The organism is Oxalicibacterium sp. (assembly GCF_057353965.1).
Genome location: NZ_JBMQZD010000003.1, coordinates 135,689 through 160,124 on the forward strand (window position 1 = coordinate 135,689; position 24,436 = coordinate 160,124).

Consider the following 24,436-nt stretch of genomic DNA (forward strand, 5'->3'; position numbering starts at 1 on the left):
TGGTTGTGCAACGTTTCATCATGCCGTCAGCTCTCCACTGACGCTCATGCGCGGCTTGCCCGGAATATGGCGGATCAGCCACGAGCGGACTGCATTCCATTCGCCCGTCTCCGGTGCATGGCGCGCCTGGAAACGGAAATAGCGCCACAACAGGTTTGCGTGACGGCGCGTGGACGCGGCCTTGCGGAACGTCAGTTCGCGCTCCAATTCGTCGGACGGGCCGAAGCCACGCCGCAGTGTCTGCGCCATGCGTTCGAACGCATCGTCGAAATCGGTCTGGCCGTTGACATCGAACAGGATACCTCCGTGATTGCAGAACGGCGCCGAATCGAAATACGGCAGATCGTGCATCGTGCAGAACGAGCGCGTCAAATGGCGAGAAATCGCCAGCGACACCTCGACCTGCTCCTGGAAACGCGTGGCGCTGACGTTGCTGCCGTGCCAGCGGTACTGAATCAGCTGCGACGGCACATTCGTGCATTTGCCCAGTATCGCCAGTTGGCCGAACATGAAGTAATCCTCGGCCAGCGCATCGACGCGCATGCTGCGCTCCGGCGGCAGTACGTTCAGAAAATCGGCGCCGTAGCGCACGCCCATCTTCTGCACCGCCTCGAAATCCAGCATCGACGCCGGATGCGTGATCGGATTGCGGAAGAAGGCGGCGGCACCCACGCGATGGCGGCCGATCGGCATCTTGATCGCGCCGCCGATGCGCCCCTGGCCGTCGATTACTTCCGACTGCCCGCTGATCGCCACGCATTCCGGCTGACGGCGAAAGGCCGCCAGCTGCAGTTCCATGCGATCGACGAAGCAGACGTCGTCGGCATCGTGGCGCATCACGTACTTGCAGTCGGCGATGTCCAGTCCGCAGTTCAGCAAACCGGCCAGTCCTTTCGCTTCCGGAAAACTGTGCAATTCGATGCGCGGATCGCGACGGCAGTAATCCTCCGCCATCTCCAGCGTACCGTCGGTGGAGCCGTGATCGAGGATCAGCAGCCGCCAGTCCTTGAAGGTCTGCGCGCAGATGCTGTCGAGCGACTGCGCCAGGAAATCGATGCCGTTCTTGACCGGCAGCAGTACGTCTATGGTCGCCAAGTTGCGCTCCTTTTTCTTTTCAAATGGCTGCCGAAATAGCAGCCGTTGCAATGCCTGCGGCGTGATTGCGATTCATGCCCGGTACGCCTGACGTTTCACTGTTCTTCTCACCATGTCGTTCCTCGTTCAGCACAACCAGTTCGCTCGGCCGCGTCCATGCCTGCACGTAACGGGAATTCTTGCCGTAGCTGTTGTCGAGCACGATGCTGTTGCGGTCGAGCAGGCAGGCCAGGATGTGGCCGTGCAGGCGATCGGTCACGATCAATTGATGGCGTGCGAACAGCCTTGCCGCATCGGCAATCAGCCGGCCCGAGTAATCGATCCACAACGGCGACAGCATGCGGTTCGCCATGCGGCCCATGCCGCGACGGAAGAACGCGCCGTAAGCACGGCGGAACAGTTCGATGCGCCGCTCGCGGCGGCCGACGAACTGCGGCCAGTCGGTCAGCATGTCGATATGCGGTGCGCCGGCGATATCGCCGACTTCACCGGCTTCGTCATCGACGCGGCTGATGCGCAAGGCGCCCGGCCGCACGTATGCCTGCGGCGCCTGCAGCGGATAAAGCTGGTGCGCCATGTCGGGCAGCAGCAGAACATGATCGGTGAACAGTTGCGCCGTCTGCAGCGATGCGCGGTCGCGCACGCACAGGTGAACGTCGCCGTGCTGGCGGAAGATATGCGCCGAACGCAGCATCGTTTCGTCCGACGAGAAATGCAGCGACTGCGGCAGGATGACGATGCGGTTGCCCTTGCAGGCCTGCACCACGCGCTCGCGCAATTGCTGGAAGCACGGATACAGGTCGCCGAAATTACCGCCGCCGTGGAACACGACGACATCGCCCGGCGCGACCCAGTGCGTATCGAAGGCATCGTGCGGCGCAACGGTCTTCGGCTGCAAACCCTGCTTGCGGAAAAAAGCCAGCGTGCCATGCATGATCAGCAGATCGCCGACGTTGCCGTGGGTCGGAATGTCGACGTAATGGAAAGGCGCATCGCCGATCAGCTCGGCCAGCACGGCATGCCGCTCCATCAGCGCGTTGCACAGCGCTACATGATCTTGCGCATGATTTTCCGCGTCGCTTCCCACATGATTTGCACTATTTACGGTTGCTTCCATGCCTGTCGCCTCGTCAGTAATCGTTGAGGACAGCGCCGACCACCATCACACCTGCATGCTTCATCGAATCGACCAAGCTGCCGACTGCACCGGTATGGCTTGCATGACGACGTGCCACCACCATTGCCGCGCCGGCGCGCATGGCGGCGATCTGGCCGTCCGCATAATCGCTGTCGGGCGGCGTATCGATCAGGATGACGTCGTATTCGCCACTGTATTCAGCCAGCATTTCCGGAAAAGCGCGGCGGCCCAGCAGTTCCTGAGGATTCGGCGGCGTAGCGCCGGCCGGCAACACGGAAAGGTCGATCATCGACGTCACGCGCTGCACGTCGCGCGCACTGCCGCGTCCCGCCAGAATCGACGACAGGCCGCTGCGGTTGTCGATACCGAACAGCTGATGCTGGCGCGGATTGCGCATGTCGGCATCGATCAGCAGCGTGCGCTGGCCGAGCTGCGAAAACAGCACGGCGAGATTGGCGGCGATGTAGCTACGGCCGTCACCCGGCTCGGCACTGGTGATCGCCAGTGCCGAACGGCGGTCGCCGGTGCTGAACCAGCGCATCACCAGCTGGCTGCGCAATGCGCGCAGCGATTCGACTTCCTTGTTGAACGGATCGTAGGCGGCCACCAGTTCTTCGCTGACGGTACTCTGTCCGCGCAGCAGATATGGATAGGAAAACTGATTCGACAGCGCGAACTCGATGTCGGTCGGCGTCAGCAATCCCAGCGCGATGCCGGCATCGCCGAAACGCTGGCGGCTGATGCGCTGCTCTTCCAGGATGCGTTCGGTTTCCTCGTGCGTCAGACGCCCGTTGTCCATCAGGATGCGGCCGATCTGACCGGTCGTCAGTCTTGGCGCTTCCTGGTAACGCAGTTTTGCCGCGTCCTGAATCTGGTTCGATAATCTCATGTGCTGTTTTCCCAAAACGGTGTTCCTCGGTGGCGAAATCTGGCAGTCTCGGCAATCGTCAGGCCGGTGCCGGCGGCCGGCCGAAACCGGGCCCGCCCAATCTCGGCGGATCGCGACGATGGCGCACACTGCCGATGGCTTTCGGCTTTTCGATGACGCCGATCAGCGGCAGGCCGAACAGGCGCGTCAGATCGTCGCTGGAACGCACGCGGTGATCCAGCAACTCCATTGCGATCGCGCCGACGATGCCGAGAATCGTGCCGACCACCAACGCCACCAGCAGGTTCAGCAGCAGGCGCGGCGAGGACGGATGCAGCGGCGCAGTGGCCGCGGTCAGCACGGCGATGTCGGATTGCGTGGACTGGCCTTCGAGGCTGGTTTGCGTCAGGCGTTGCGATGCGGTTTCATATGCCTTCTTCGCGCTTTCCATTTCGTTGGCCAGCACGTTCATCTCGTCACGTGCGCCGTTCAACTGCATGACCTTGGCTTTCTGCGCATCCAGCGCGGCACGCAATTCGGCCACGCGCTGCTGCTGGATGCGCGCGTTGCTGACGATGCCTTGCGATGCCAGACCGATCTGACGGTTCAGGCTGGTGCGCACGCCGTCCAGTTCGGACTTGGCGGCGATGTACTGCGGATGGTTGCTGCCCAGGCGCGCCGAGACGTCGGCGAATTTCGCTTCTGCTTCGGCCAAGCGCGATTTCAGAGACTGGATCAACGGGTTGTTCAGCACGTCGGGCGAATTGGCGGCGTTGCTCCTGACCTGCTTCTGGCGCGACGATGCTTCGACTTCCAGTGCCTGCGCCGTCACCAGCTGGCTCGACAGTTCGTTCATGCGTGCGGTTTCGACATCGAGCTGGTCGTTGCTGCTGAAAATGTTGTGCTGCTTCTGGTAGGACGACAGCTTGTTCTGCGCGGCTTCGAAGTTGTCGCGCAATTGCTGGATTTGCGCGTGGAAGTATTCGGTCGCCTTCTGTGCCGGCGCCACTTTCAGCTGTACGCTGATCTGTTGATAGGCGGAAGCGAAGGCATTGGCCACGGCCGCCACGTATTGCGCGTCTTCACCGGTGAAGGTGATGTTGAGCACGCTGCTCTCGCGCGCCGGTTCCACCTTCAGCTTGGAGCGCAGGCCGTCGGCCAGCCAGTCCTGGATCGTCATGTTGCCGTGATCGGTATCGGCAAAACGCTCGCGCACGGCGGGATTCTCGGCCAGCTTCAGATCGTGCACGACCTGCAGCGCCACTGCCTTGCTGTTGACGATGTCCACCTGCGTCGGCAGGTAGCCCGGCATCAGTTGCGTAGGCACGTTGGTGCCGGTGACGGGATCGATACCCTTGCTGTTGACGACCAGCGACGTCGTCGCCTTGTAGGTTTTCGACATCACCATGCTGACGACGAAGGCGGCCGAAACCGTCAGTGCCAGCAGCAGCAGGATGATGCGATATCGCGCGCGCAAGGCGAGCAGGATCTGGGTGAGCGTCATGGCTTGCTTCCTTTGAATCTGTGCTTCTCTGTGTGCTTCTCTATGTATTGCTCGGTGCTTCTCTATGTTTCGCCTAGAACAGACTTTCCTTGACGTAGATGATGTCGTCCGCCTTGACGAGATCGTCATGATTGACATCGATCTCGTGCAGTTCGCCTTTCGCATCGCGCCGCTTGATGCGAATGCCGCGTTCGGTGCCGCGCGGACTCAGGCCGCCGCCCGCCGATAGCGCCTGCAGCACGATCATGTTGCGTTCCAGCTTGTAGGAACCGGGCTTCTGCACTTCACCGTAGATGTAGAAATGCGGTGCGCGTTCCACATACAGCGAATCGCCGGCCATCATCTGCGGATTGCTGTTGGGATCGGAGGAGCCCATCATCTTGTCCAGATCGATGGTTTCCTTCGTGGTCTTGCCGCCGCGTGTGCGGATGAGCACGATGTTGTCGCCGGCATCCGGCGTCATGCCGCCGGCCAGCGCCAGCACGTCGGTCAGGCTGCGCTTGCCGTCCACCGGATAGCGGCCCGGCTTGTTGACCTGGCCGAGCACGGAAACCTGCTGGCTCTGCATCTCGCTGACCATCATGCTGACCTGCGGATTGCGGATGAAGCCGCCACTTTGGAGCATGTCGGCAATCTTGCGTTCCGCCTGGCCGGTGGACATGCCGCCGACCTTGACTTCGCCGATCAACGGAAACGTGATGGTGCCGGCTTCGCTGATGCGCGTTTCCAGCGACAGATCGTTGTTGCCGAACACGCTGATCTTGACGACATCACCCGGCCCTAACGGCACGTCGGTCGTCGCAGTCGCCGCGGTCTGTGCATTCGCCTGCAGCAATCCGCAGCAGAACAGCAGGAAGGCCAGCATCAGGATTCTGTTTGTTTTCAGTACATATTCCATTGCAGACATTTCTCCTCTCGAATCTTGAATCTCAATAGGCATGGATCGGTAAGCCGGGGCCCGCGAACTCCGGAATCTCAGTACGCGTTGCCGTCGCGCGCCAGCACGACCTTGACGGTGCGCACGATGATCAGCATGTCGAGCGCCAGCGACCAGCGGCGCAGGTAATCGAGGTCGTAGGCGATGCGCGCTTCCATCTTGTCCAGCGTGTCGGTCTCGCCACGGTAGCCGTTGACCTGCGCCCAGCCGGTGATGCCGGGGCGCACCTTGTGGCGCAGCATGTAACCCTTGATCTGCTTGCGGTACAGTTCGTTGTGCGCCACCGCATGCGGACGCGGGCCAACAATGCTCATGCGGCCCTGCAGCACGTTGAAGAACTGCGGCAGTTCGTCGAGCGAGGTGCGGCGCAGCACGCCGCCGATGCGCGTGATGCGCTGATCGTTCTTCTTCGCCTGCACCACGCTGGCGCCGTCTTCGCAGACCGTCATTGAACGGAACTTGTAGACGATGATTTCCTCGCCATCGAGACCGTAGCGGCGCTGGCGGAAAATCACGGGACCGGGTGACGTCGCCTTGATCGCAATCGCGATCGTCAGCAGGATCGGCAGCAGCATAAGCAGAATGACCGATGCCAGCACGATGTCGCTGGCGCGCTTGACCATGCCGTTGATACCGGTGAACGGCGATTCGCAGATCGCCACCGCCGGAAGGCCGGCCACGCTGTCGAAACGCGCCTGGATCAAATCGAAGGCGTAAATGTCCGGCAGAAAGTAGATCGAGGCCGTCGTGTCCTGCAGCTCGTTCAGCAGCGTACGGATGCGCGGCTGCGCCGAAATCGGCTGGCTGATGAAGACAGTGTTGATATTGTTGGCGCGTACGTAGGTCGGTATGTCGGACATGCGGCCCAGCAGCGGCACGCGCTTGTCTTCCGGCTGGCGCGATGGTTCGCGGTCGTCGAAGAAGCCGCTGATCTCCATGCGCAGATCGGGGTTGTCGTCGACCCGTTCGGCCAGCTTGACGCTCAGATCGTTGACGCCGACCAATACCACCGACCGCACCGATGCGCGGCTCAGCCCCGCACCTGCCTTCTGCAAGACGATCTGCGCGAACAGCAGGAAGGCCGGCGTTGCGACCAGCCAGAACTGCGTTTCATGCCGCACAAACAGCGACGACAGGCCCGCCGCGTAGCCGAAGAACAGCAAGGCCAGCACCACCGCCACCCATGCCAGCACGATGGAGCGCGCCAGCGTCAGGAAGTTGGCCTGCGGCGCCTCGCGCCATGGATCGATCCAGCCGAATACCGTCGAGCTGATAAAGAATACGAGGATGGACAACACCACATGATTGCCGGTGAACGTATTGCCGGACAGGAAAACGGTCACGTACAGCAAACCGATCGCCAGCAGCGGATCGAACAGCCGGCGATGAAAGCTGCGGGCTGGAATATCCGGCGGATACTTGATTTGTCCGATGTCAGAATTCATAGCGTGTATTCAGCAAGATGCCGTTTGTCGTATAGGCTTCCGACGCGATGTTGGAATCCAGCTTGGCGCGATAGACGGAAGCGCGTATGCGCCAGTGACGCGTCGGCTTGTAGGTCACACCGAGCACGGCGTTGTGATAACGGTCGTTGCGATCCAGCGGCGCAATGCCCTCGACTACCGAAACGCCGTTGTAGTCGCGCTTCTCGGTCATCAGCAAGCCGTCCACGCTGATCTTCTGCGTCGCATCCCAGGTCGCGCCCAGGCTGATGCCCTGGTTCAGCGCATAGTTGGCGGCCAGATCGTCGGTCGCACCGATTTCACGCCACGCGCCCAGCGAGAAGGCGGTCTTGCCAGTCGCCTTCCAGTAGGCCGTCAGGCGTGCACTCGGTTCGCTGGAATCGCGCTGCGGACTGTTGTTGTACTCGCGCTTGGCCCAGCCGCCGAGGAACTGCAGCCACGTCTTGCCGGAGATCTGCCAGTCCACCTTGGCCTTGACCTCGTTCTGCTCGTAGCTGTTGATCGTTGCGTACGGATACTCGCCGTCGATATGGCGAAACACGATACCGACCTTGTTGCCGCTGCGCGCCAGATAGTCGAAACCCAGATCGGTGATGTCCAGATTACGTTCGGACGGTTGTTGCGATTCGAGGTCGTAGCGCAGGTCGTAACGGCTGTATCCGGCGTTCAATTGCCAGCTTGGATGGATGAGCCACGAAGCGTCGGCATAGTTCTTCGTCTGCGTGCGGATGTTCGGCTCCAGACTGCGGAAATCCTCGATCGGCGTCAGCGCTTCGGAATAGCTCGTGCCGAGATTACCGCTGAAGTAATTGCCGTATGCCCACTTCCAGTTGGCCTGCAGTTCCTTGCCGGTGTTGTCGAATTGCGTGAAGCGGTCGTAATCCGAATGATTGGCCGACAGATCGGCCGTCAGCTCCTGGCGTCCGATGTCCTTGTCGACCTTGATGCCGACCGATGCGCGCTGCCAGCGATCCGAATCTCGTCCGAGGTAATCCGGGTTGCGCAACAGGTTGGCATCGTAATAGATGCCGTAGGAAGCATAGGGCGTGAAGACGTCGCCTTCGGCAGCGAATGCTGGCGTACAGGCCAGCGCGCCGACTGCCAGCAGCAGGATTTGCGGACTGCTCGTCGTTTTCCGACGACGGAAACTCATGAACGGGCTGCTCATGCGAGTCAACGCAACAAGGAGAAAGGAAGACGCGCTGCACCGATCCTGTACGACGGTTGCTGCGTATCTCTTTGTGCGTCTCTATGTATCTCTCGCTGGACGCGGCGTATTGAAATCGTTTGCATTGTTCTCTCCGATCCCCTGTCATTGCGTACCGGCACTGTTGTGTCGGCATGAAAACATGTGCGATGCATCGTGGAAAATTTCCCGTGCATCACACGCGGTAGTGCGCATTCGTTGCGAAGCGCACGTTAAGAGAAGAACAACATTCGATTAGTTCCACGCTCGAAAAAGCGCGATCTCAGGAAAACGTCAGCTCTATTTCTGCGTGGAATGGAAACGACAGAATCAAGCTTGATCAGATGGAAGAAGCGATGCGCACTTTTACACGCGTTGCACGTAAAAGATGCAAAACGCCTGCCTAAAATTAAGGCAGCACGTTCGGCGAACGGCCGCGTTCTCTCTGCAAAGAACGGACATTCGTCATCAAAATGAAATGGAAAGGAAAGAAACGCGCACTACGATAACGCGGTGATGATGCATCGACGATCATCGATGGAGCATGCGAGAAAAAAGAAATTTTTCCTCTCGCCCACTGCGAAAAAGATTGTTAGCAGATGTAACGCATGTCATGCAGGAGAAATATTCCGCATGCATTTCGAGTTGCATTGCGCAATGTATTGCACCTGTCGTCCGGCATCTTGTGTCCGTCATGCATATCGATATGCGGACGATGTCAGATCAACTGCGTGCAAATGAATTTCCACTCGGCAGGAGAAACAGGCGTGATCGACAGGCGATTGCCGCGCTGCAGCACTTGCATCGTCGCCAGTTCCGGCGCAGCGCGCAATTCCGCCAACGGCACCAGCCGCGTCTTCTTCGTCGCACGCACGTCGACCAGCATCCAGCGCGGCGTCTCGCGCGTGGCCTTCGGATCGTAGTAGGGACTCTTGGGATCGAACTGCGTTTCGTCCGGATAGGGCGTGCTGACCACTTCCGCCAGACCGGCAATGCCCGGCTCGGAGCAACTAGAGTGATAGAACAGCACGCCGTCGCCGATCTGCATCGTATCGCGCATGAAGTTGCGTGCCTGATAGTTGCGCACACCGGTCCATGCGACCATCTGGTTTGGCGCCGCGAGCGCATCGTCGATGCTGACTTCGTCAGGCTCGGATTTCATCAGCCAGTAGCGCATGGGGACCTCCGTCGGATAAAGGAAACCGAAAGAAATAAATGAAGAAGGAAAAGAAACCAAGAAAACGAAATCACGCCATCTTATATCGTATGCACCGCGGAGCATCCATCTGCATGGGAAGACGCAGACGTGCTGAACACGATAAAAGAAATACGGAAACAAAAATAAAAACGGCCGCATGCAGAGCATGCGACCGTTCATCGTGTAAGTCCCCGCCTGTGCCGCTTTGCCGGCATCCCGAACCATAAGGTTCAGGTGGCCACAGTTAGTTCAACTTCGGGTTCATCGGACTAGCGACGCTCTCGCCCGTCGAACAAATTTCCGTAGCCGGTGCACAGAAATGGTTCAAGGATTTTATGGCAATGGCGAACACTGCAGGGAGTTCGAAGTTTACTCCAATCGTCCGCGCAGGAAAAGCTGTTTCGATCAGAACAGGTTTTCCTGTGGCGCGAGTGCGCCGTCCAGCACGGTATGCATCGCGGCGATTTTCTGCCGAACCTCGACAATCGACATGCCGGACAACGGACCGTCCGGCGATTTGGTCGAAAGCAATTCCGCCGTCACACCCAGCGCCGCCATCACGGCGATGCGATCGGTGCCCTTGATCTTGCCGGCATCGCGAATCACCGTCATCTTTTCGTCCAGATACGCGACGGCTTCGCGCAGCACGTCTTCCTCGCCTTCCTTGCAGGCGAGCTTGTAACCTTGGCCCATGATGGTCACGTCAAGCTGGATCATGCGGGCTCCTCATCCTGTGCAGGTGCCGGAATCTTTTCCAGCAATGCGGCGACACGGTCATGCGCCTGCTGCATGCGATGCGCCAGTTCGGCATTTTCCGCCTCCAGCGATACCGCGCGCATCCGCAATTCCGCGTTTTCGCTACGCAGCGCCTGGGTCAATTCAGCCAGCTGGCTGATTTTTTCGGAAAGATCTTGAAAGTCGGAAATCATCCCGTCACTATAGATTCGCCGGTGTCGGACAGTCAACCAATCGTTACGCGATAGGCGCGTAATGCTACGGATGGATGACGTATGAATGAAGCACGAATGACAACGGCATAAATCGCGACACAACATCGCGCAGGCAGCGCCGTCCGGCTTTACCCTGCTGCTTGCGTGAAGCGTCGCCATTCGATGAACGTTTTGCATCGTTTGCCTGCACGGCAATCGCGCAGGCCACGCATGCCGTCATATTCCCGAATGGATACCCGTTCCTCGAACGGAAGGCACACACTTCCTTTTTCGATCACGCCATTTCGATCAGGCTGCCGTCGGCGGTGACCAGTGCAGTACGAATCGCCAGCATCGGGAATAGATGCCTTGCCACCGCACGATAACGTTCCAGCTGCGCTGCGTAATCGGCGCGCTCGCTGTCCAGCAGGCGGCGCTTGTAATCCAGTATCCAGACTTCGTCGTCGAACATGACCAGCCGGTCGAAGCGCACGGTGCCGGTCGCACCGACGATTTCCATCTCGTTGCGTGCGAAACGATGCTGCGACGGATCGAAGAAGCGCATCAGCTCCGGGTTATCGAAGATCGCCTGCGCCTGTATACATATGACATCCGCCGTCTGCCGCGGGCAGCGCAGCCATTTCGCCACGATTTCCGGCGCATGCAACGCAATCGGCCACGACGGCACGTGCGTCACCCTTTCCAGCAGCGCGTGCAGCGCGATGCCTTCGTCGATTTCCTCGCTGGAAAAAACCGGCGGCACGTCTTGCAAGGACGGCAGCGCCGGCGGATCGAACAGCGGCAGCGTAAATTCCGCACCCGTCGCTGCCGATACTGGTGCAGCATGACGACTATACGCATCCACCGGCATCCGTTCCATCGGGATATCCCATAGCGGCACCTGCGTGAAGCGCGCATACCAGCTGTCCGCCGTCATGCCGTCGGCCGCGGCGCTGCGCCGGTCGGCCACGCCGCTGACAATCAACAGATCGCGCGCACGCGTCGCCGCCACATACAGCAGATTCCAGTCTTCCTGCGCCTTCAGTTTTTCCTCTTCCGAGAACAAGGCATCGCGCGCGACACCGCGTTCCGCCTTGCGTGCAAACGCGGAAAAATGCGTGGGCGCGTCCGTGTCCTGCCATTCGCACAGCACGCCGAAATCGTCGCGCGCGCCTTCGCTGTGATTGGCGTCGAGCAGCACGACGATGCGCGCTTCCAGCCCCTTGGCGCCGTGTATCGTCAGAATGCGCACTGCATCCAGCGCGGCATCGATGTCAGCCTCGTCAGGCGCGTCGTTGTCGGCCGACTTGCGCAAGCGTTTCAACGCATCGATGAATTTCGGCAAACTCGGATAGCGGCCGGCATCCAGATTCAGCGCCAGTTCGGTGAAGGCTTCGATGTTACCCAGCACCTGCCCGCGCTGCAGCGGCGACGACGCCTGCGCATAACGCGCAACGATGTCGCCCTGATGCAGGATGCGATCGACCAGATCGTGCACCGGCAGATGCGCCGCGACGTCAAGCCAGCCACGCAGCAACGAGGCGGCACGCCGCAACAGCGGCGATGCATCCGCTTCCGCCGCGCGATGCTGCAGCCGCGTCCACCACGTGCGTTCGCTACGCTGAGCGAGCGCGATCAACTCGTCGTCGTTCGCGCCCATCATCGGCGACTTCAGCACATGCGCCAGCGCCAGATCGTCGTGCGGCGTGATCAGGAAAGTCAGCAGCGCGATCAGATCGGCCACTTCCAGCGAATCGAGCAGGCCGCCGCGCTTGTCGGAAGCGAACGGAATGCCGGCTTCGCGCAGCGCGCGCTCGTATGCTTGCAGATGCGTGCGCTTTCTGACCAGCAGCATCACGTCGGACCAGTCGGCGCCCAGTTCTTCCTTCGCCGTCAATACGGCCTGCGCGACGGCGCGGCCTTCCTGCAGGCGGCGCGCGTCTTCCTCTTCGTCGCGTGCGGTCGTCAGCGGATCGCGTAACTGTTCCGGCGTCCATGCCGTCTTGTCGTTTCTTTCCTGCTGCGCCAATGGCAGGCGCCATACTTCGCCGCCGTTACCGGCCAGCGTGGTCTGCGCACGGTACAGCGAATTGGCGGCAAGACTTTCGTTGAGTGCCGCGATGATCGCGGCGGCATTGCGGCGCGTCTGGTTGGTGCGCAGGAAGGCGGCACCATCCTGCATCAGCGCATCGCGCGCGGCGGCGAACACGCGCGGTTCGGCGCGGCGGAAGCGGTAGATCGACTGCTTGGGATCGCCGACGACGAACATCGACGGCCGCGCCGCATCGTCGCCATAGGCGCGCAGCCAAGCCTGCACGATCTGCCATTGCAGCGGATTGGTATCCTGGAATTCGTCAAGCAACACATGGCGGTAGCGTGCATCGAGCCGGCTTTGCAGATAAGCCGCATGCTCGCTATCGGCCAGCAATCGCCACGCCTGCCATTCGAGATCGGCGAAGTCGAAGACACGCTGCTCGGCCTTCACCGCCTGATAGATATCCAGATAGGCGGCGCCGACGGTGAACAGCGCTTCGTTGAGCGCAATCACCATGCATTCACTCGCACGCAGCGCCAACTGTTTCAGTGCGTTACCGACCGCTTCGAATTCCGTCTCGAACGCCTGCACGCCGTCGTCGCCGAGATTGCGCAGCACCACGTCGCACAGTTTTCCCTTTGCCGCGCCGTTGCCGCGCGGCTTGCCGTTGTCGTCGACGAACTGCGTCAGCAATGCATCGAACTGTTCGATACCGGCACCGGCGCTGATCGCGGTCTCGATCGAAACCGCGCGTTTCTGATTGGTCGCCGTACCCTGTCCCAGCAGCGACGCGATGCGCATGATGCGCGCGCGCAATGCATCATCGCTCCAGATCGACAACCGCGCATCGCATTCGGCATCGTCGCCACACAGCGCACGCAGCCAGTCGAGCGGATTGTCGCCGCGCTGCGTCGCCGCCCACCATTCGGCACGCTTATCGACGAAGGCATCGAGCAGGCTGCGCGCACGTGCATCGCCGACCTGTTCGTACAACGCGAGCAAGGCCGCACGCCACGTCGCATTCTCCGGCTGATTGATCGCCTGCATGAAGCGGCCATAGGCTTCTGTCATCAGTTCGCCGGTCGCTTCCGTCAGCGCATAGCCGTGCGGCACGCCGGAGGCCAGCGGCGCGATCTGGATCAAGCGCATGAACCAGCTATGGAAAGTATCGATCGACAGCGGCTGCGCGCTGCGCAATACGCGTTCGTACAATGCGCGTGCCTGCGGCAGCGCTGCCGCCAGTTCGCGTTCCGGCACGCCGCGTTCGCGCAGCAGCGTTGCTGCTTCGTCGTCTGATGCCAGCGCCAGCTGATGCAGCAACAGCAGCAGGCGTTCGTGCATTTCCTGCGCAGCCTTGCGCGTGAACGTGATCGCCAGCACCGATGACGGTTCTGCGCCGGCCAGCAGCAGGCGCAGGATGCGCGCCACCAGCAGCCAGGTCTTGCCGCTGCCGGCACAGGCTTCGACGACGACCGAGCGCGCCGGATCGCAGGCGACGCTGACGAAGCGCGCGGCTTCGGCCGCTTCGCCGTCGATCTCGTAGGCGCGTGGCACAGTCTGCCGCTCGTCCATCACCACGCTCCCTTGCGGCACAGGCCGCGCACATCGCAATAACGGCAGACCGATTCCGGTCCGCTCGCCGGCAGCGGCGCGCCTTCGTCGATGCCGCGCATGCTGTCCACGATGCGCTGCTCCAGCATCTGCTGCCAGCGTGCGTAATCGTCGGCTTCCGTTTCGCGTATGCGTTCCTTGGTCGCTTCCAGCGGCACGTAGGCAGCAGCCTCTAGCGGTGCGTCGGACAGCAGACCATAGAACGGCAACTGCTGATCTTCGCCCTGCTTCAAACGTTCCGACAAAACGGTACGGTTCGTGCTCTTGTAGTCCAGCACGCTGCGCGCACCATCGTCGTTTTCATCGACGCGATCGATACGACCGTGCAGCAGGATTTCGCCATCGTCCCATTGCAGCAGTTTCTCGAAGCGCTGTTCGCCGAACACGAAATGCCAACCGGCGGCTTCGCGCTCTTCCACCCACGCCAGATAGGCCGGCATCGTTTTCTTCCAGCGCGCGTAATAGCCGAGCGCGGCTGCGCTCTTCTTCAATTCGTCACGGAAGATGCGTTCGGAAATTTCCTCCAGCAACGCCGCACGCTCATCGGGCGGAACCGTCTGCTGCTGCAGCGCCTGATGGAATTGCGCAAGGATGCGATGCAGCCAATCGCCGTAGTCGCGCTTCTCCGGCATCTCCGACAATTCGTCGAGGCCGGACAATCCCAGCATGCGCGTGGCGAAGAATTGATAGGGACAGGCGACCAGGCTGTTGTAGGCGCTGGCCGACAGTTTTGCCGGCCGCAGCGCGGCGGCTTGCGGCGCAGGCATGAACGGCGGCGTCGCCGTCATCGTGCGCGGTGCAATTTTTATGTCGTGCCGCTGCAGCGGCGCAGCGCCGGCCTGTGCCAGCGTCAGTTCCAGCCGTTCCAGCCACGGACTCATCGGATTCGGTTCGCCGTTGCGATGCGTTTGCCACGACATGACGACGCAATCGTTCGCCGTCAGCAGTTCGACCACGTCGCGCAACTGCTGACGCTGCCGGCTCTCGCGTGTGGCGAGGCCGAGTTCGCGCCGCACCGTATTGGCAAAGAACAAGGTTTCGACCGGACGCGACGGCAAGTGATCGGCATCGGCGCCGACCAGCAGCACCGCATCGAAGCTGCGCAGGCGCGCACCGTTCAGCGGCAACATGACGACGCGACGGTCATGGTTGGCCTGCACGAAAGCCGTCGCTTCCAGTTGCAGATCGATGAAGGCGCGCCATTCGGCGAACGAAAAATCGTGATCGATGTTTTCGCATTCTTCCGCGATGGCCTGCAGCAGCTGCATTACTTGCGCACCAGCCGCATCGGCCTGCATTGCATCGCGCATGCCGAGCGCGCGCAATGCCGCATCGGTGACGCCCAGCCATGCGCATAGCGACTTGCGACCGGCAAACTGCGCCGCCTGCTGCGCCAGCGCAGCAACCATGCGCTGCGCATCGGGCATGGCGGCGAGCGCGGCATCGGCCGCATCCCATCCGCCAAGCACGTTATCGCGATGCAGCGCGATCTCGGCCGTCATCACGAGATCGGCTTTTTCCGCAACGTCGGCGAACACGAAAGGCGATTTGAGAAAGTCGAGCAGATTGACCGTCTCCGCGCGCGACGCAACCAGTTCCAGCCACGCAGCAATCGCGGCGGCGGCACGCGTGGTCGACAGCTTCCAGCCGGTTTCATCGGCGACATGAATCTGCGCACGTTCCAGCAATGCGCGTATGCGGCGTGCGACGACGCGATCCTGCGCGACGATGGCAATGCGCTCCTTTCCCTGCAACAGCCAGTCGATGATGGTCTGTGCACCGGCGCGCGCCTCGTCTTCCAGATGCTGCGCCGGATACAGCGCGAGCCCCGGCATGGCGAGCGCGGCTTTATCTTCACCATCGACGCTAATTCCGTCATCGCCCTGCGCGACGTCGACCAGCATTTCCGGCCATGCCTTCGCATGCACGGGCGCAACCGATGCAGCATTCCAGTCCAGCGTCATCGCGACGACATCCTGCCGCTGCGCATAGGCGTCGAGAAATGCCTGCTCCATCGCATCCGGTTCAACCGGACTGATCCAGAACAGCGGCTGGCGCGCGTGTTCCGCCAGCTTCATCATCTGCACGAAGCGCACGACATTCGCATCGCCGGCATCGAGCTGGCTTTTCCAGATGGTCCAGACCAGTTGTGTTTCGTCCGACAACAGATGACGCGCCACCGGCGACAATTGCTCGAGCGCCTGCTGCCAGCGCGCATCCGCATCCTCCGGTGTTGCCTGCAATGACGGCAGCATCGCCTGCGTCAGTTCGTCGGACAGGGTCAGCAGCGTTTCCGCCAATGGCAGCAGATCGGTATTGCGGCGCGCGGCAAACAATTTCTTCAGCCAGCCATGCTGGCGCAGTTGCGCATAGAGCGACATCAGCCGTTCACTGGATGCGACGGCCGTTGCGCCGGCAGGCGGCAGCAAGCCGAGCGCAGCCGACAGCGTCGTGATCGTCGGCGGAATGAAAGCATTGCCGATACGGCGTGTCAGCGCCTGTTTCAGCAGTTGCAGATGTTCGAACGTCGGCACCAGCACGCGCAAGCCGGACAGGTCCGATGCATCGCGCGCATCGTCGCTATCCAGCATGCGGCGCGCAGCCTCATCCCAGAAAGCAGCAGATGGCGGAATCGTGACGACTGTGAATGGCATCGGCGGTCGGTGATCGGGCAGTTGAATCGCGTTCAGGTCCGGAATGGCGAAAAGACCGGCAAAAGGACAGCCGCGGCAGTCACCGCGACAGGCAAGTTTTGCATTCTATGCGAGGCGACTGCAAATTTTCGGAGGCGTGCCACACTTTTTATAAAATGGGTTATGATTTGCCCAGACCCCGCCTGATTATCTGCTGTCGTCCCCCCGGAACTTGAATTGAATTGCATCGTCTCCATCTGAGTGTCCGGGGCGTTGCAAACGACAGGCACATTGTCGCCAAGGCGCCGTTTCATTTCCTTTCTCCTCAAATCGAGGCAAACATGAGCGAAAACATCAAACATATCAGCGATGCGTCCTTTGATACCGACGTATTGAAATCCGACAAACCCGTTCTGGTCGATTTCTGGGCCGAATGGTGCGGCCCTTGCAAAATGATTGCCCCGATCCTGGAAGATGTCGCCAAGGAATACGCCGGCAAAATCCAGATCGCCAAGATGGACGTCGATGCCAACCAGGCCATTCCGGCCAAGTTCGGCATCCGTGGCATTCCGACGCTGATCCTGTTCAAGAATGGCGCTCCGGCAGCACAGAAAGTCGGCGCACTGGCAAAAGGCCAGTTGACCGCTTTCATCGACGGCAACATCTGATATAGTTTGACCCAAGCACACCGCGATGCGCCCGCATCGTGGTGATTCGTAGACGCAGCAACAACGCACACCGCGCAGTTCCCTCCCCCACCTTATTTATCTCCCGCTCCGGGAAGTCCGATCACCATGCATTTATCCGAACTCAAGGCGTTACACGTCTCCGCACTGCTCGACATGGCTATCAGCCTCGACATCGACAACGCCGCGCGCATGCGCAAACAGGAACTGATGTTCGCCATCCTGAAGAAACGCGCCAAGGGCGGCGAACAGATTTTCGGAGACGGCGCCCTTGAAGTGCTGCCGGACGGCTTCGGCTTCCTGCGCTCGCCGGACGCCAGCTACATGGCTTCCACCGACGATATCTACATCTCGCCGTCGCAGATCCGCCGCTTCAACCTGCACACCGGCGATTCGATCGAAGGCGAGGTGCGCACGCCGAAGGACGGCGAACGCTATTTCGCACTGGTCAAAGTGGACAAGGTCAACGGCGAGCCGCCGGAAGCGTCGAAAAACCGCATCCTGTTCGAAAACCTGACACCGCTGCACCCGAACAAACTGCTGCATCTCGAACGCGAAATGCGCGGCGAGGAAAACATCACCGGCCGCATCATCGATCTGATCGCGCCGATCGGCAAAGGTCAGCGCGGCCTGCTGGTGGCGCCGCCGAAATCCGGCAAGACGGTCATGCTGCAGCACATCGCGCATGCGATCACGACCAACCATCCGGAAGCGGCGCTGATCGTGCTGCTGATCGACGAACGTCCGGAAGAAGTGACGGAAATGCAGCGCTCGGTGCGCGGCGAAGTCGTCGCATCGACCTTCGACGAACCGGCGACGCGCCACGTGCAGGTTGCGGAAATGGTGCTGGAAAAAGCCAAGCGCCTGGTCGAGATGAAAAAGGACGTCGTGATCCTGCTGGATTCGATCACGCGTCTGGCACGTGCGTACAACACCGTGATCCCGGCTTCGGGCAAGGTGCTGACCGGCGGCGTCGACGCCAACGCGTTGCAGCGTCCGAAGCGTTTCTTCGGTGCCGCGCGTAATGTCGAGGAAGGCGGCTCGCTGACCATCATCGCGACCGCTCTGATCGAAACCGGCAGCCGCATGGACGACGTGATCTATGAAGAATTCAAAGGCACCGGCAACATGGAAGTGCACCTGGAACGCCGCTTGGCCGAGAAGCGCGTCTACCCGGCGATCAACCTGAGCAAATCGGGCACGCGCCGCGAGGAATTGCTGATCAAGCCGGACCAGTTACAGAAAATCTGGGTGCTGCGCAAGCTGATGTACGACATGGACGAGATCGAGGCAATGGAATTCATCCTCGACAAGATGAAGGCGACCAAGAACAACGCCGAATTCTTCGACATGATGCGCCGCGGCAGCTCCTGATTCCTGCCCCGCACACTGAAAACGCCGTTACCGCCTCGCGGAGCGGCGTTTTTCATGCCGAAACGATATCGATTCCCGCAAAACCGGCCGTTTGCGCCACATTACAACGCGAATGCTGTTTCCGGCAGCACGACAGCTTGCCGCAAGCTGCTGATTTCATTGTATAATTTCGGGCCATTTCCAACCAGGCAAGTGATCGACAATCGGGCCAAGAAGCAGTACAGGCCGACGAAGTGACGATTGGCTACCAAACCATTGAGGCAGAAAATGAAAGAAGGCATCCACCCGGATTACCGTGAAGTCGTGTTCCAAGACATGTCCAACGACTTCAAATTCATCACCCGTTCGACGATCCAGACCAAGGAAACGATCGAATTCGAAGGCAAGGAATACCCGCTGATCAAGATCGAGGTGTCGTCGGAATCGCACCCCTTCTACACCGGCAAGCACAAGATCGTCGATACCGCCGGCCGCGTCGACAAGTTCCGCAAGAAGTTCGGCTCCGTCGGTTCGAAAACCACCACGTCGTAATTTCTGTGTGGTCCGAAGAAGGCAGCTCCGGCTGCCTTTTTTATTGCCTCGGTTTTTTGCATCGAGTGATTGTCCCGACGTTCTGCCGTGACTTCCTCTTCTGCTTCTCTGCGTTGACTCTCCGCTTTGATTTTTTGCCTGGATTCCCTGCCGGTCTGCTGCACTAATTCCAGTGCTGTTCCGGCCGCACTCCTGCATGCCGGCCGCCAATCGTGCACTGAGCACGGACGTTTTGCGGCACAATAGCGCCGAACCACATAAAACAGCACTCCTTCATGAAGCCAGTCCGACTCCCCGCCTCCGCCACGCTTGCACTGCCGCGCTGGGCGCTGTTTGCACTGTGCCTGCTGTACATCCTGCCCGGCCTGATCGGCCGCGATCCCTGGAAACCAGATGATGCCACCGGCTTCGGCATCATGTGGACGATGGCGCACGGCTCGCTGGCCGACTGGTTGTCGCCCAACGTCGCCGGCCTGCCGATGACGGAAGAAGGCCCGCTTGCCTTCTGGCTCGGCGCACTGTGCATCAAATTGTTCGGCTGGCTGCTCGGCGAACCGATGGCGGCGCGCATGGCGCCGATCTGCTTCTTTCTGCTCGGCTCGGCCTCGGTGTGGTACGGCACCTATCTGCTCGGCCGCCGCTCCGAAGCGCAACCGCACAAGCTCGCCTTCGGCGGCCAGCCTGAGCCGCGCGACTTCGGCCGCACGCTGGCCGACGGCGCGCTGCTGATCTATCTCGGCTGCCTCGGCTTGCTGGTGCACAGTCACAGCACGACATCCGATGCACTGCAGGTTTCATTGATCGCCTTCTCGTTGTATACGACAGCGCGCCTGTTCGAGTCGCGCTCGATCGCCAGCGCCGCTGCATTCGGCATCGTGCTCGGCCTACTGGCGCTGACACGTGGGTGGATACCGTCGCTCGCATTGTGGCTGGGCGTGGCCGCACTGGCCTCGGTACGCGAACGCGGCGTGCTGCTGCGATTGATCCTGGTCGCGCTGCCATTGACTGCACTGGTCTCCGCCGGCTGGTATATCGCCGCCTGGCTCACGTCGACCGGCATGCCTGCATTCGAAGCGTGGATGGCATGGAACACCACGCAGATCGGCGCACCGACGCTGCCGACCTTCCAGTATTTCTACAAGAACGTGATCTGGTTCGCCTGGCCGGCCTGGCCGTTCGCGATCTGGGCCGTCTACGCCTGGCGGCGCCAGCGCGAATCGCTGCACATCACATTGCCGCTGACCTACTTTGCCGTACTGCTGCTGCTGGCGCTGCTGAACCCGAAAGGCGAGGAAACCATCCTGCTGCCGCTACTGCCGATGCTGGCGATGCTCGCCGCCTTCGGTCTGCCGACGATGAAACGCGGCGCGATCAATGCTGTCGACTGGTTCTCGGTGATGACGTTGACGACTTGTGCCGTCTTCATCTGGATCGGCTGGATCGCCAAGCAGACCGGCTGGCCGGCCAAGCTGGCACAGAACGCCTTCAAGATCGCGCCCGGCTTCAAACCCGAATTCAGCTTGCTGACCTTCCTGTTCGCTACTGCCGCGACGGCTGCATGGATCTGGATCGTCTACTGGCGCGTATCGCGCAGGCCGTCGGTGCTGTGGCGCGCCGTCGTGCTGTCTTCCGGCGGCATCATCCTGTGCTGGCTGCTGCTGATGACGCTGTGGCTGCCATGGGGTAACTACATCAAGAGCTATGCCACCGTCGCGCACGATATCTCTGCGCAGCTGCCGTCGGTCAAGCGCTGCGTCGCCACCGACGTCGGCTCGTCGCAACGCGCGTCGTTCGCCTACTTCGGCAAGATCCGCTTTGCCGGCCCCGACGAACGCAATTGCGATTACCTGCTGCTGCAGGATCATCATCGCGGCAACCAGTCGCCGAAAGTGAAAACCTACGACGGCAAGCAATGGCAACTGATCTGGCTCGGCCGCCGCGCGTCCGACAGGGACGAGCGCTTCCGCCTGTATCGCCGCATCTACGGCGACAAGGCAGCGCCATAATCTCATCGGCTTTGCCTGAATACGACAGGCGGTTTGCCCGATATCGCGCAATCGCCTACACTTGTGTTCCATGCACACGCATTTTTCTCTCTCCATTGCAGCAAACGTCGACCGCATCCTGACGGCCGCCGGCTGCACGCGTGCGCAGGTATCGACGGGCTATGCCCTTTGTCCGGCAGCAGATTCCTGAGCCCGGCGATACTTCTTCTTACTTTCCAAGCGCACCACTCCCATCGCCGGGCCTGAAACAGGCGCGATGGCGGCCGCCTTTTTTGCAAGGCGGCCGCGCTTCGGGAGCATTCCATGTTCATGCTTTTACACGGCAGGTCGCAGCCTGCTACCTACGGCTTCGTCCACAGTTTTTTGCCGACCATTCCACCGACCGGTTTCGCCCGACATTTCGCCGCATGCGCTGCGCTCGTCTCGCGTGTCTGCCGGAACGTCCTGGCCCTGCGCATCGATGTCCACCTGCCGCCGCGCGAAGTCGAAAGAGAACTCGCAACCCTCGATCGCCGGCTGCGCGATCCAAACGACATTCTCCACGGCCTGGACCGCATCCCGGTCGATTATCCTGGCATGGTGTTCCATTACCGTGAAGCCGACGGCGAACATTATGTGTACGCGATCAATGCGCGCACCGGCCGCCTCGCCGGCTATACGGTCTTCAACCGGCTGGTCGAACTGAACCGCAAACAGGATCGCTATCTGCGCGCCGCGCATTCGAAATACGCACGCGCCTACCAGCGCCTCGGCATCGCCACCGCCGTCTATCGCTGGTGGCTGGACGGCGGCCGCTGCCTCATCAGCGGCGCACGGCAATCGACCGCGGCCAACGCGCTCTGGCAAACGCTGGGGAAACGATACGCGCTGTTCCATGCCGATCTGCGCGACAAGGAACTGACCTTCCTCGGCCGGCGCATAGACGAGCGCACGCGCCAGCAACTGCAGACGCGCATGATCTTGGCCGGCAGCGGCTGGAACACGCAGCGCCTGACAAGGGCCATCGGCATGCGCACACCTGCCGGCGACACGCAGCCGAAAACAAGGGAAAAGAAAAAGGAAATGGGAAGAAGCGTACAAACGTCGCGCCTTACCCGTGCACGCACATCATCGCCGCCAATTCCGCCGATAAATACGGATAAATGTCGCGCGCATGATCGTCGCTGAAACCGAACAGGCTGCTTATTTCAACTTCGGACGGTAGTTCTGGCGGCTTATCGTTTCCATTCAGGATGCATTCGCGCAAAGATTTGAATGCCCTGTGTAACTTCGGTGCGATGTTCCAGGACTAAACACTGACGAAAGGTCTTGTGCTGGAAAACTTGCCCAGAAATGGCAATTCCTCCATAATAGCGGGCTTGCGTTGCCGGGATGGCGGAACTGGTAGACGCACGGGACTCAAAATCCCGCGCCGCAAGGCGTGCCGGTTCGATTCCGGCTCCCGGCACCACCAGATTACTGGTTGCACGAAGGCGGCTCCTGTTCATCGGGAGCCGCCTTTTTCATTTGCTGCGGGCGGGTTGCGATATACGAAGAAGTAAATGAGTAACCGCTCGGAGTAACCGGCTTCACACAATCCTCCCACAATGCAGGGAATCTTCTTCATTGCGACTTCCTCCATCGATACGGGATATCGGGAAGCGATTTCTCCTTCTTGCAGCAAAAAAAACGGCTCCCTAAAGAGAGCCGCTTTCTGCGTCGAGAACTATCCTGCTTCAGGAATCATTTTTGACCGGCCGCTTCCTGTCTGTCTGATTTCCCGGATCTGCCGCCTGTTGCTTGCTGATGCCGGGCGGCAAGCCGTTTTCCGCCAGCGGTTTGAGAATGCCGCGATCTTCCCGTAATTTTTCCTTCTTGCCGCTTGCTGCCTTCGGTGATTTGTTCGCCATGGCGACCTCCTCGCAAACAAGGTTCGACGAGACATTGCCGGCAATGTTCCTGGCGCTTCGCCCCCCTGCTGGAAGCTCTTCTATTGGCTCACCGCGATTTCGTTCGAACTGTTCAACCAACAGCAGAGCTACAGCCGGACAGCTTTCTAATGCAGTGTCAGTTCGCGCACCGTTTCCAAGACTTTCTGGCGCTCAAGCGCATTCATTCGGTGGAACATGACGAGCAACCATGCTTCCTCGTCGCTGGCGGCATAAAAATAAGATACAGGAAGGTCCAGCACCATCGCGATGCGTTGCACCAGATCGCAGTTGGGGGCGCGTTTACCGAGTTCGTAGCGATTCATCCGGGTGCTGGCCGAGGCTTCTTCCAATCCGATTTCTATCCCCAGCCGCTCCTGCGACCATCCCATATCCTGGCGCGCTTCTTTCAATCGTTTGGCGAAAATCGACATGCGTGTCTTATCAAGAATGAGACACAATCGTCTAGGTTTTCCTTGTGCCAAATACTACCAATTTGGTAGTATTTCTCCCTGTAAATAATTACTCAGAAGCAATACTTTGCGGCGACATCGAATTGCCGGGCAGAGGCGCTCTCCTTCTGCCGACACTTCCATTTTGCGCGCTCTCTTCTCCTGTTGCCAGCGGTTTCCTTTTTGTCGTTGATGAGACTTTTTGCAAGGAATCGCACGGCGCTTGCGTGCATCGACTCAATTGGGCGCAAATCCGGCAGGCGAATCATGCTTCCCTGTATCCGGAAAATTTCCCGAGGAGATTTTTCATCTCGCCATCTGCCCTTGAAAGGATAGACATGCCATCGCCACGGCAAGCAAATGCGCCCTCGTCTCCGACAGCCGAACAGGAATTCCTGGCTTTTACTCTTGGACAGGAGGAATACGGAATCGATCTGCGCAACGTGCAGGAATTGCGCGGCTACGAAACCGTCACGCAGCTGGCCAACACACCGGCCTATCTGAAAGGCGTACTGAATCTGCGCGGCACCATCGTGCCAATCGTCGACATGCGGATCAAGTTCAACCTGGGCGAGCCGGTCTACGACCAGTTCACCGTCGTCATTGTCCTGAACATCCTGGGGCGCATCGCCGGCATCGTGGTCGACGGCGTATCCGACGTCGTCGCGCTGACGCCCGACCAATTACGGCCGGCGCCGCAAATGGGTGCGGCCGTGGCCACCGATCACCTGCTCGGCCTCGGTGTACTCGACGAGCGCATGCTGATCCTGCTCGACATCGACAGGCTGGTAGACGCCGATGCGCTCGGTCTGGTCGAAAAATTCGCCGCATGAATTCGCCACATGAATTCGCCGCATAAACGTCATACGCAAGAAATCGTCTT

The 24,436-nt window shown here is 60.3% G+C and carries 20 protein-coding genes, 1 tRNA gene and 1 other RNA gene; 7 read left to right on the forward strand and 15 right to left on the reverse strand.

The features are described from left to right. Positions 1-18: 18 nt before the first annotated feature. From ACO1VH_RS05770 to ACO1VH_RS05830, 13 genes are all read right to left on the reverse strand, one after another. Positions 19-1,095: a glycosyltransferase family A protein gene (locus tag ACO1VH_RS05770; RefSeq protein WP_486243359.1), complete on the reverse strand. Its 1,077-nt coding sequence runs from the start codon at positions 1,093-1,095 to the stop codon at positions 19-21. A gap of 19 nt (positions 1,096-1,114) precedes the next feature. Next, positions 1,115-2,212 (reverse strand): polysaccharide pyruvyl transferase family protein, encoded by a 1,098-nt coding sequence (locus ACO1VH_RS05775; protein ID WP_486243361.1) that lies wholly within the window; start codon positions 2,210-2,212, stop codon positions 1,115-1,117. A gap of 13 nt (positions 2,213-2,225) precedes the next feature. Beyond that, a complete protein-coding gene (epsG, locus tag ACO1VH_RS05780; RefSeq protein ID WP_486243363.1) occupies positions 2,226-3,122 on the reverse strand; it encodes a chain length determinant protein tyrosine kinase EpsG in 897 nt (298 codons plus the stop codon). A gap of 58 nt (positions 3,123-3,180) precedes the next feature. Further along, positions 3,181-4,605, reverse strand: a complete 1,425-nt coding sequence (gene epsF, locus ACO1VH_RS05785) for a chain length determinant protein EpsF (RefSeq protein ID WP_486243365.1) — start codon at positions 4,603-4,605, stop codon at positions 3,181-3,183. 73 nt (positions 4,606-4,678) lie between these two features. Beyond that, positions 4,679-5,503, reverse strand: coding sequence for a polysaccharide export protein EpsE (gene epsE / locus ACO1VH_RS05790; RefSeq protein WP_486243618.1), 825 nt, complete (start codon positions 5,501-5,503; stop codon positions 4,679-4,681). Between the two features lie 77 nt (positions 5,504-5,580). Continuing rightward, complete coding sequence (locus ACO1VH_RS05795) at positions 5,581-6,987, reverse strand: undecaprenyl-phosphate glucose phosphotransferase (RefSeq protein WP_486243367.1); 1,407 nt, start codon at positions 6,985-6,987, stop codon at positions 5,581-5,583. Then, positions 6,977-8,158, reverse strand: coding sequence for an XrtB/PEP-CTERM-associated polysaccharide biosynthesis outer membrane protein EpsL (gene epsL, locus ACO1VH_RS05800; RefSeq protein ID WP_486243369.1), 1,182 nt, complete (start codon positions 8,156-8,158; stop codon positions 6,977-6,979). Before epsL ends, ACO1VH_RS05795 begins: the two co-directional genes overlap by 11 nt. 751 nt (positions 8,159-8,909) lie before the next feature. Next, on the reverse strand, positions 8,910-9,368 hold the full coding sequence (locus ACO1VH_RS05805; protein ID WP_486243371.1) for an EVE domain-containing protein: 459 nt from the start codon (positions 9,366-9,368) through the stop codon (positions 8,910-8,912). Between the two features lie 205 nt (positions 9,369-9,573). Beyond that, positions 9,574-9,752: non-coding RNA, 6S RNA (gene ssrS / locus ACO1VH_RS05810), on the reverse strand. A gap of 42 nt (positions 9,753-9,794) precedes the next feature. Further along, positions 9,795-10,106 (reverse strand): cell division protein ZapA, encoded by a 312-nt coding sequence (locus ACO1VH_RS05815; protein ID WP_486243373.1) that lies wholly within the window; start codon positions 10,104-10,106, stop codon positions 9,795-9,797. Beyond that, a complete protein-coding gene (locus tag ACO1VH_RS05820; protein ID WP_486243374.1) occupies positions 10,103-10,318 on the reverse strand; it encodes a DUF904 domain-containing protein in 216 nt (71 codons plus the stop codon). The genes ACO1VH_RS05815 and ACO1VH_RS05820 overlap by 4 nt, the downstream gene beginning before the upstream one ends. Before the next feature lie 295 nt (positions 10,319-10,613). After that, complete coding sequence (locus tag ACO1VH_RS05825) at positions 10,614-13,925, reverse strand: UvrD-helicase domain-containing protein (RefSeq protein ID WP_486243376.1); 3,312 nt, start codon at positions 13,923-13,925, stop codon at positions 10,614-10,616. Beyond that, positions 13,925-16,618: a PD-(D/E)XK nuclease family protein gene (locus ACO1VH_RS05830; protein WP_486243378.1), complete on the reverse strand. Its 2,694-nt coding sequence runs from the start codon at positions 16,616-16,618 to the stop codon at positions 13,925-13,927. Before ACO1VH_RS05830 ends, ACO1VH_RS05825 begins: the two co-directional genes overlap by 1 nt. A gap of 320 nt (positions 16,619-16,938) precedes the next feature. Between ACO1VH_RS05830 and trxA the strand changes: the two genes are divergently transcribed. The 6 genes from trxA (at position 16,939) to ACO1VH_RS05860 (ending at position 22,644) form a co-directional block, all read left to right on the forward strand. Then, positions 16,939-17,265 carry a thioredoxin TrxA gene (gene trxA / locus ACO1VH_RS05835; RefSeq protein WP_188420137.1) on the forward strand — a complete coding sequence of 109 codons (327 nt, stop codon included), beginning with the start codon at positions 16,939-16,941 and terminating at the stop codon, positions 17,263-17,265. Positions 17,266-17,391: 126 nt separating this feature from the next. Continuing rightward, positions 17,392-18,657, forward strand: coding sequence for a transcription termination factor Rho (rho, locus tag ACO1VH_RS05840; protein WP_486243380.1), 1,266 nt, complete (start codon positions 17,392-17,394; stop codon positions 18,655-18,657). Positions 18,658-18,924: 267 nt separating this feature from the next. Then, positions 18,925-19,188: a type B 50S ribosomal protein L31 gene (locus tag ACO1VH_RS05845; RefSeq protein WP_486243382.1), complete on the forward strand. Its 264-nt coding sequence runs from the start codon at positions 18,925-18,927 to the stop codon at positions 19,186-19,188. Between the two features lie 275 nt (positions 19,189-19,463). Next, positions 19,464-21,194 (forward strand): ArnT family glycosyltransferase, encoded by a 1,731-nt coding sequence (locus ACO1VH_RS05850; protein ID WP_486243384.1) that lies wholly within the window; start codon positions 19,464-19,466, stop codon positions 21,192-21,194. A gap of 303 nt (positions 21,195-21,497) precedes the next feature. After that, entirely contained in the window at positions 21,498-22,361 is an 864-nt protein-coding gene (locus tag ACO1VH_RS05855) for a hypothetical protein (protein WP_486243386.1), read from the forward strand. A 198-nt stretch (positions 22,362-22,559) separates the two neighbouring features. Further along, positions 22,560-22,644 (forward strand) — tRNA-Leu (locus ACO1VH_RS05860). Between the two features lie 265 nt (positions 22,645-22,909). Here the strand turns inward: ACO1VH_RS05860 and ACO1VH_RS05865 are convergent. Together ACO1VH_RS05865 and ACO1VH_RS05870 are read right to left on the reverse strand one after the other, a co-directional pair. Continuing rightward, positions 22,910-23,203, reverse strand: coding sequence for a hypothetical protein (locus tag ACO1VH_RS05865; RefSeq protein WP_486243388.1), 294 nt, complete (start codon positions 23,201-23,203; stop codon positions 22,910-22,912). Between the two features lie 26 nt (positions 23,204-23,229). Continuing rightward, positions 23,230-23,535 carry a helix-turn-helix domain-containing protein gene (locus ACO1VH_RS05870; RefSeq protein WP_486243390.1) on the reverse strand — a complete coding sequence of 102 codons (306 nt, stop codon included), beginning with the start codon at positions 23,533-23,535 and terminating at the stop codon, positions 23,230-23,232. Positions 23,536-23,891: 356 nt separating this feature from the next. Between ACO1VH_RS05870 and ACO1VH_RS05875 the strand changes: the two genes are divergently transcribed. Continuing rightward, on the forward strand, positions 23,892-24,386 hold the full coding sequence (locus tag ACO1VH_RS05875; RefSeq protein ID WP_486243392.1) for a chemotaxis protein CheW: 495 nt from the start codon (positions 23,892-23,894) through the stop codon (positions 24,384-24,386). Positions 24,387-24,436 lie beyond the last annotated feature (50 nt).

Bases quoted from the DNA above. Each gene is read 5' to 3' on its own strand.
- ACO1VH_RS05825 (WP_486243376.1), bottom strand. From the start codon at position 13,925: ATGGACGAGCGGCAGACTGTGCCACGCGCCTACGAGATCGACGGCGAA.
- epsF (WP_486243365.1), bottom strand. From the start codon at position 4,605: ATGACGCTCACCCAGATCCTGCTCGCCTTGCGCGCGCGATATCGCATC.
- ACO1VH_RS05855 (WP_486243386.1), top strand. From the start codon at position 21,498: ATGTTCATGCTTTTACACGGCAGGTCGCAGCCTGCTACCTACGGCTTC.
- ACO1VH_RS05830 (WP_486243378.1), bottom strand. From the start codon at position 16,618: ATGCCATTCACAGTCGTCACGATTCCGCCATCTGCTGCTTTCTGGGAT.
- ACO1VH_RS05805 (WP_486243371.1), bottom strand. From the start codon at position 9,368: ATGCGCTACTGGCTGATGAAATCCGAGCCTGACGAAGTCAGCATCGAC.
- ACO1VH_RS05775 (WP_486243361.1), bottom strand. From the start codon at position 2,212: ATGGAAGCAACCGTAAATAGTGCAAATCATGTGGGAAGCGACGCGGAA.
- trxA (WP_188420137.1), top strand. From the start codon at position 16,939: ATGAGCGAAAACATCAAACATATCAGCGATGCGTCCTTTGATACCGAC.
- epsG (WP_486243363.1), bottom strand. From the start codon at position 3,122: ATGAGATTATCGAACCAGATTCAGGACGCGGCAAAACTGCGTTACCAG.
- ACO1VH_RS05815 (WP_486243373.1), bottom strand. From the start codon at position 10,106: ATGATCCAGCTTGACGTGACCATCATGGGCCAAGGTTACAAGCTCGCC.
- epsL (WP_486243369.1), bottom strand. From the start codon at position 8,158: ATGAGTTTCCGTCGTCGGAAAACGACGAGCAGTCCGCAAATCCTGCTG.
- ACO1VH_RS05795 (WP_486243367.1), bottom strand. From the start codon at position 6,987: ATGAATTCTGACATCGGACAAATCAAGTATCCGCCGGATATTCCAGCC.
- ACO1VH_RS05875 (WP_486243392.1), top strand. From the start codon at position 23,892: ATGCCATCGCCACGGCAAGCAAATGCGCCCTCGTCTCCGACAGCCGAA.
- rho (WP_486243380.1), top strand. From the start codon at position 17,392: ATGCATTTATCCGAACTCAAGGCGTTACACGTCTCCGCACTGCTCGAC.
- ACO1VH_RS05820 (WP_486243374.1), bottom strand. From the start codon at position 10,318: ATGATTTCCGACTTTCAAGATCTTTCCGAAAAAATCAGCCAGCTGGCT.
- ACO1VH_RS05870 (WP_486243390.1), bottom strand. From the start codon at position 23,535: ATGTCGATTTTCGCCAAACGATTGAAAGAAGCGCGCCAGGATATGGGA.
- epsE (WP_486243618.1), bottom strand. From the start codon at position 5,503: ATGGAATATGTACTGAAAACAAACAGAATCCTGATGCTGGCCTTCCTG.
- ACO1VH_RS05850 (WP_486243384.1), top strand. From the start codon at position 19,464: ATGAAGCCAGTCCGACTCCCCGCCTCCGCCACGCTTGCACTGCCGCGC.
- ACO1VH_RS05845 (WP_486243382.1), top strand. From the start codon at position 18,925: ATGAAAGAAGGCATCCACCCGGATTACCGTGAAGTCGTGTTCCAAGAC.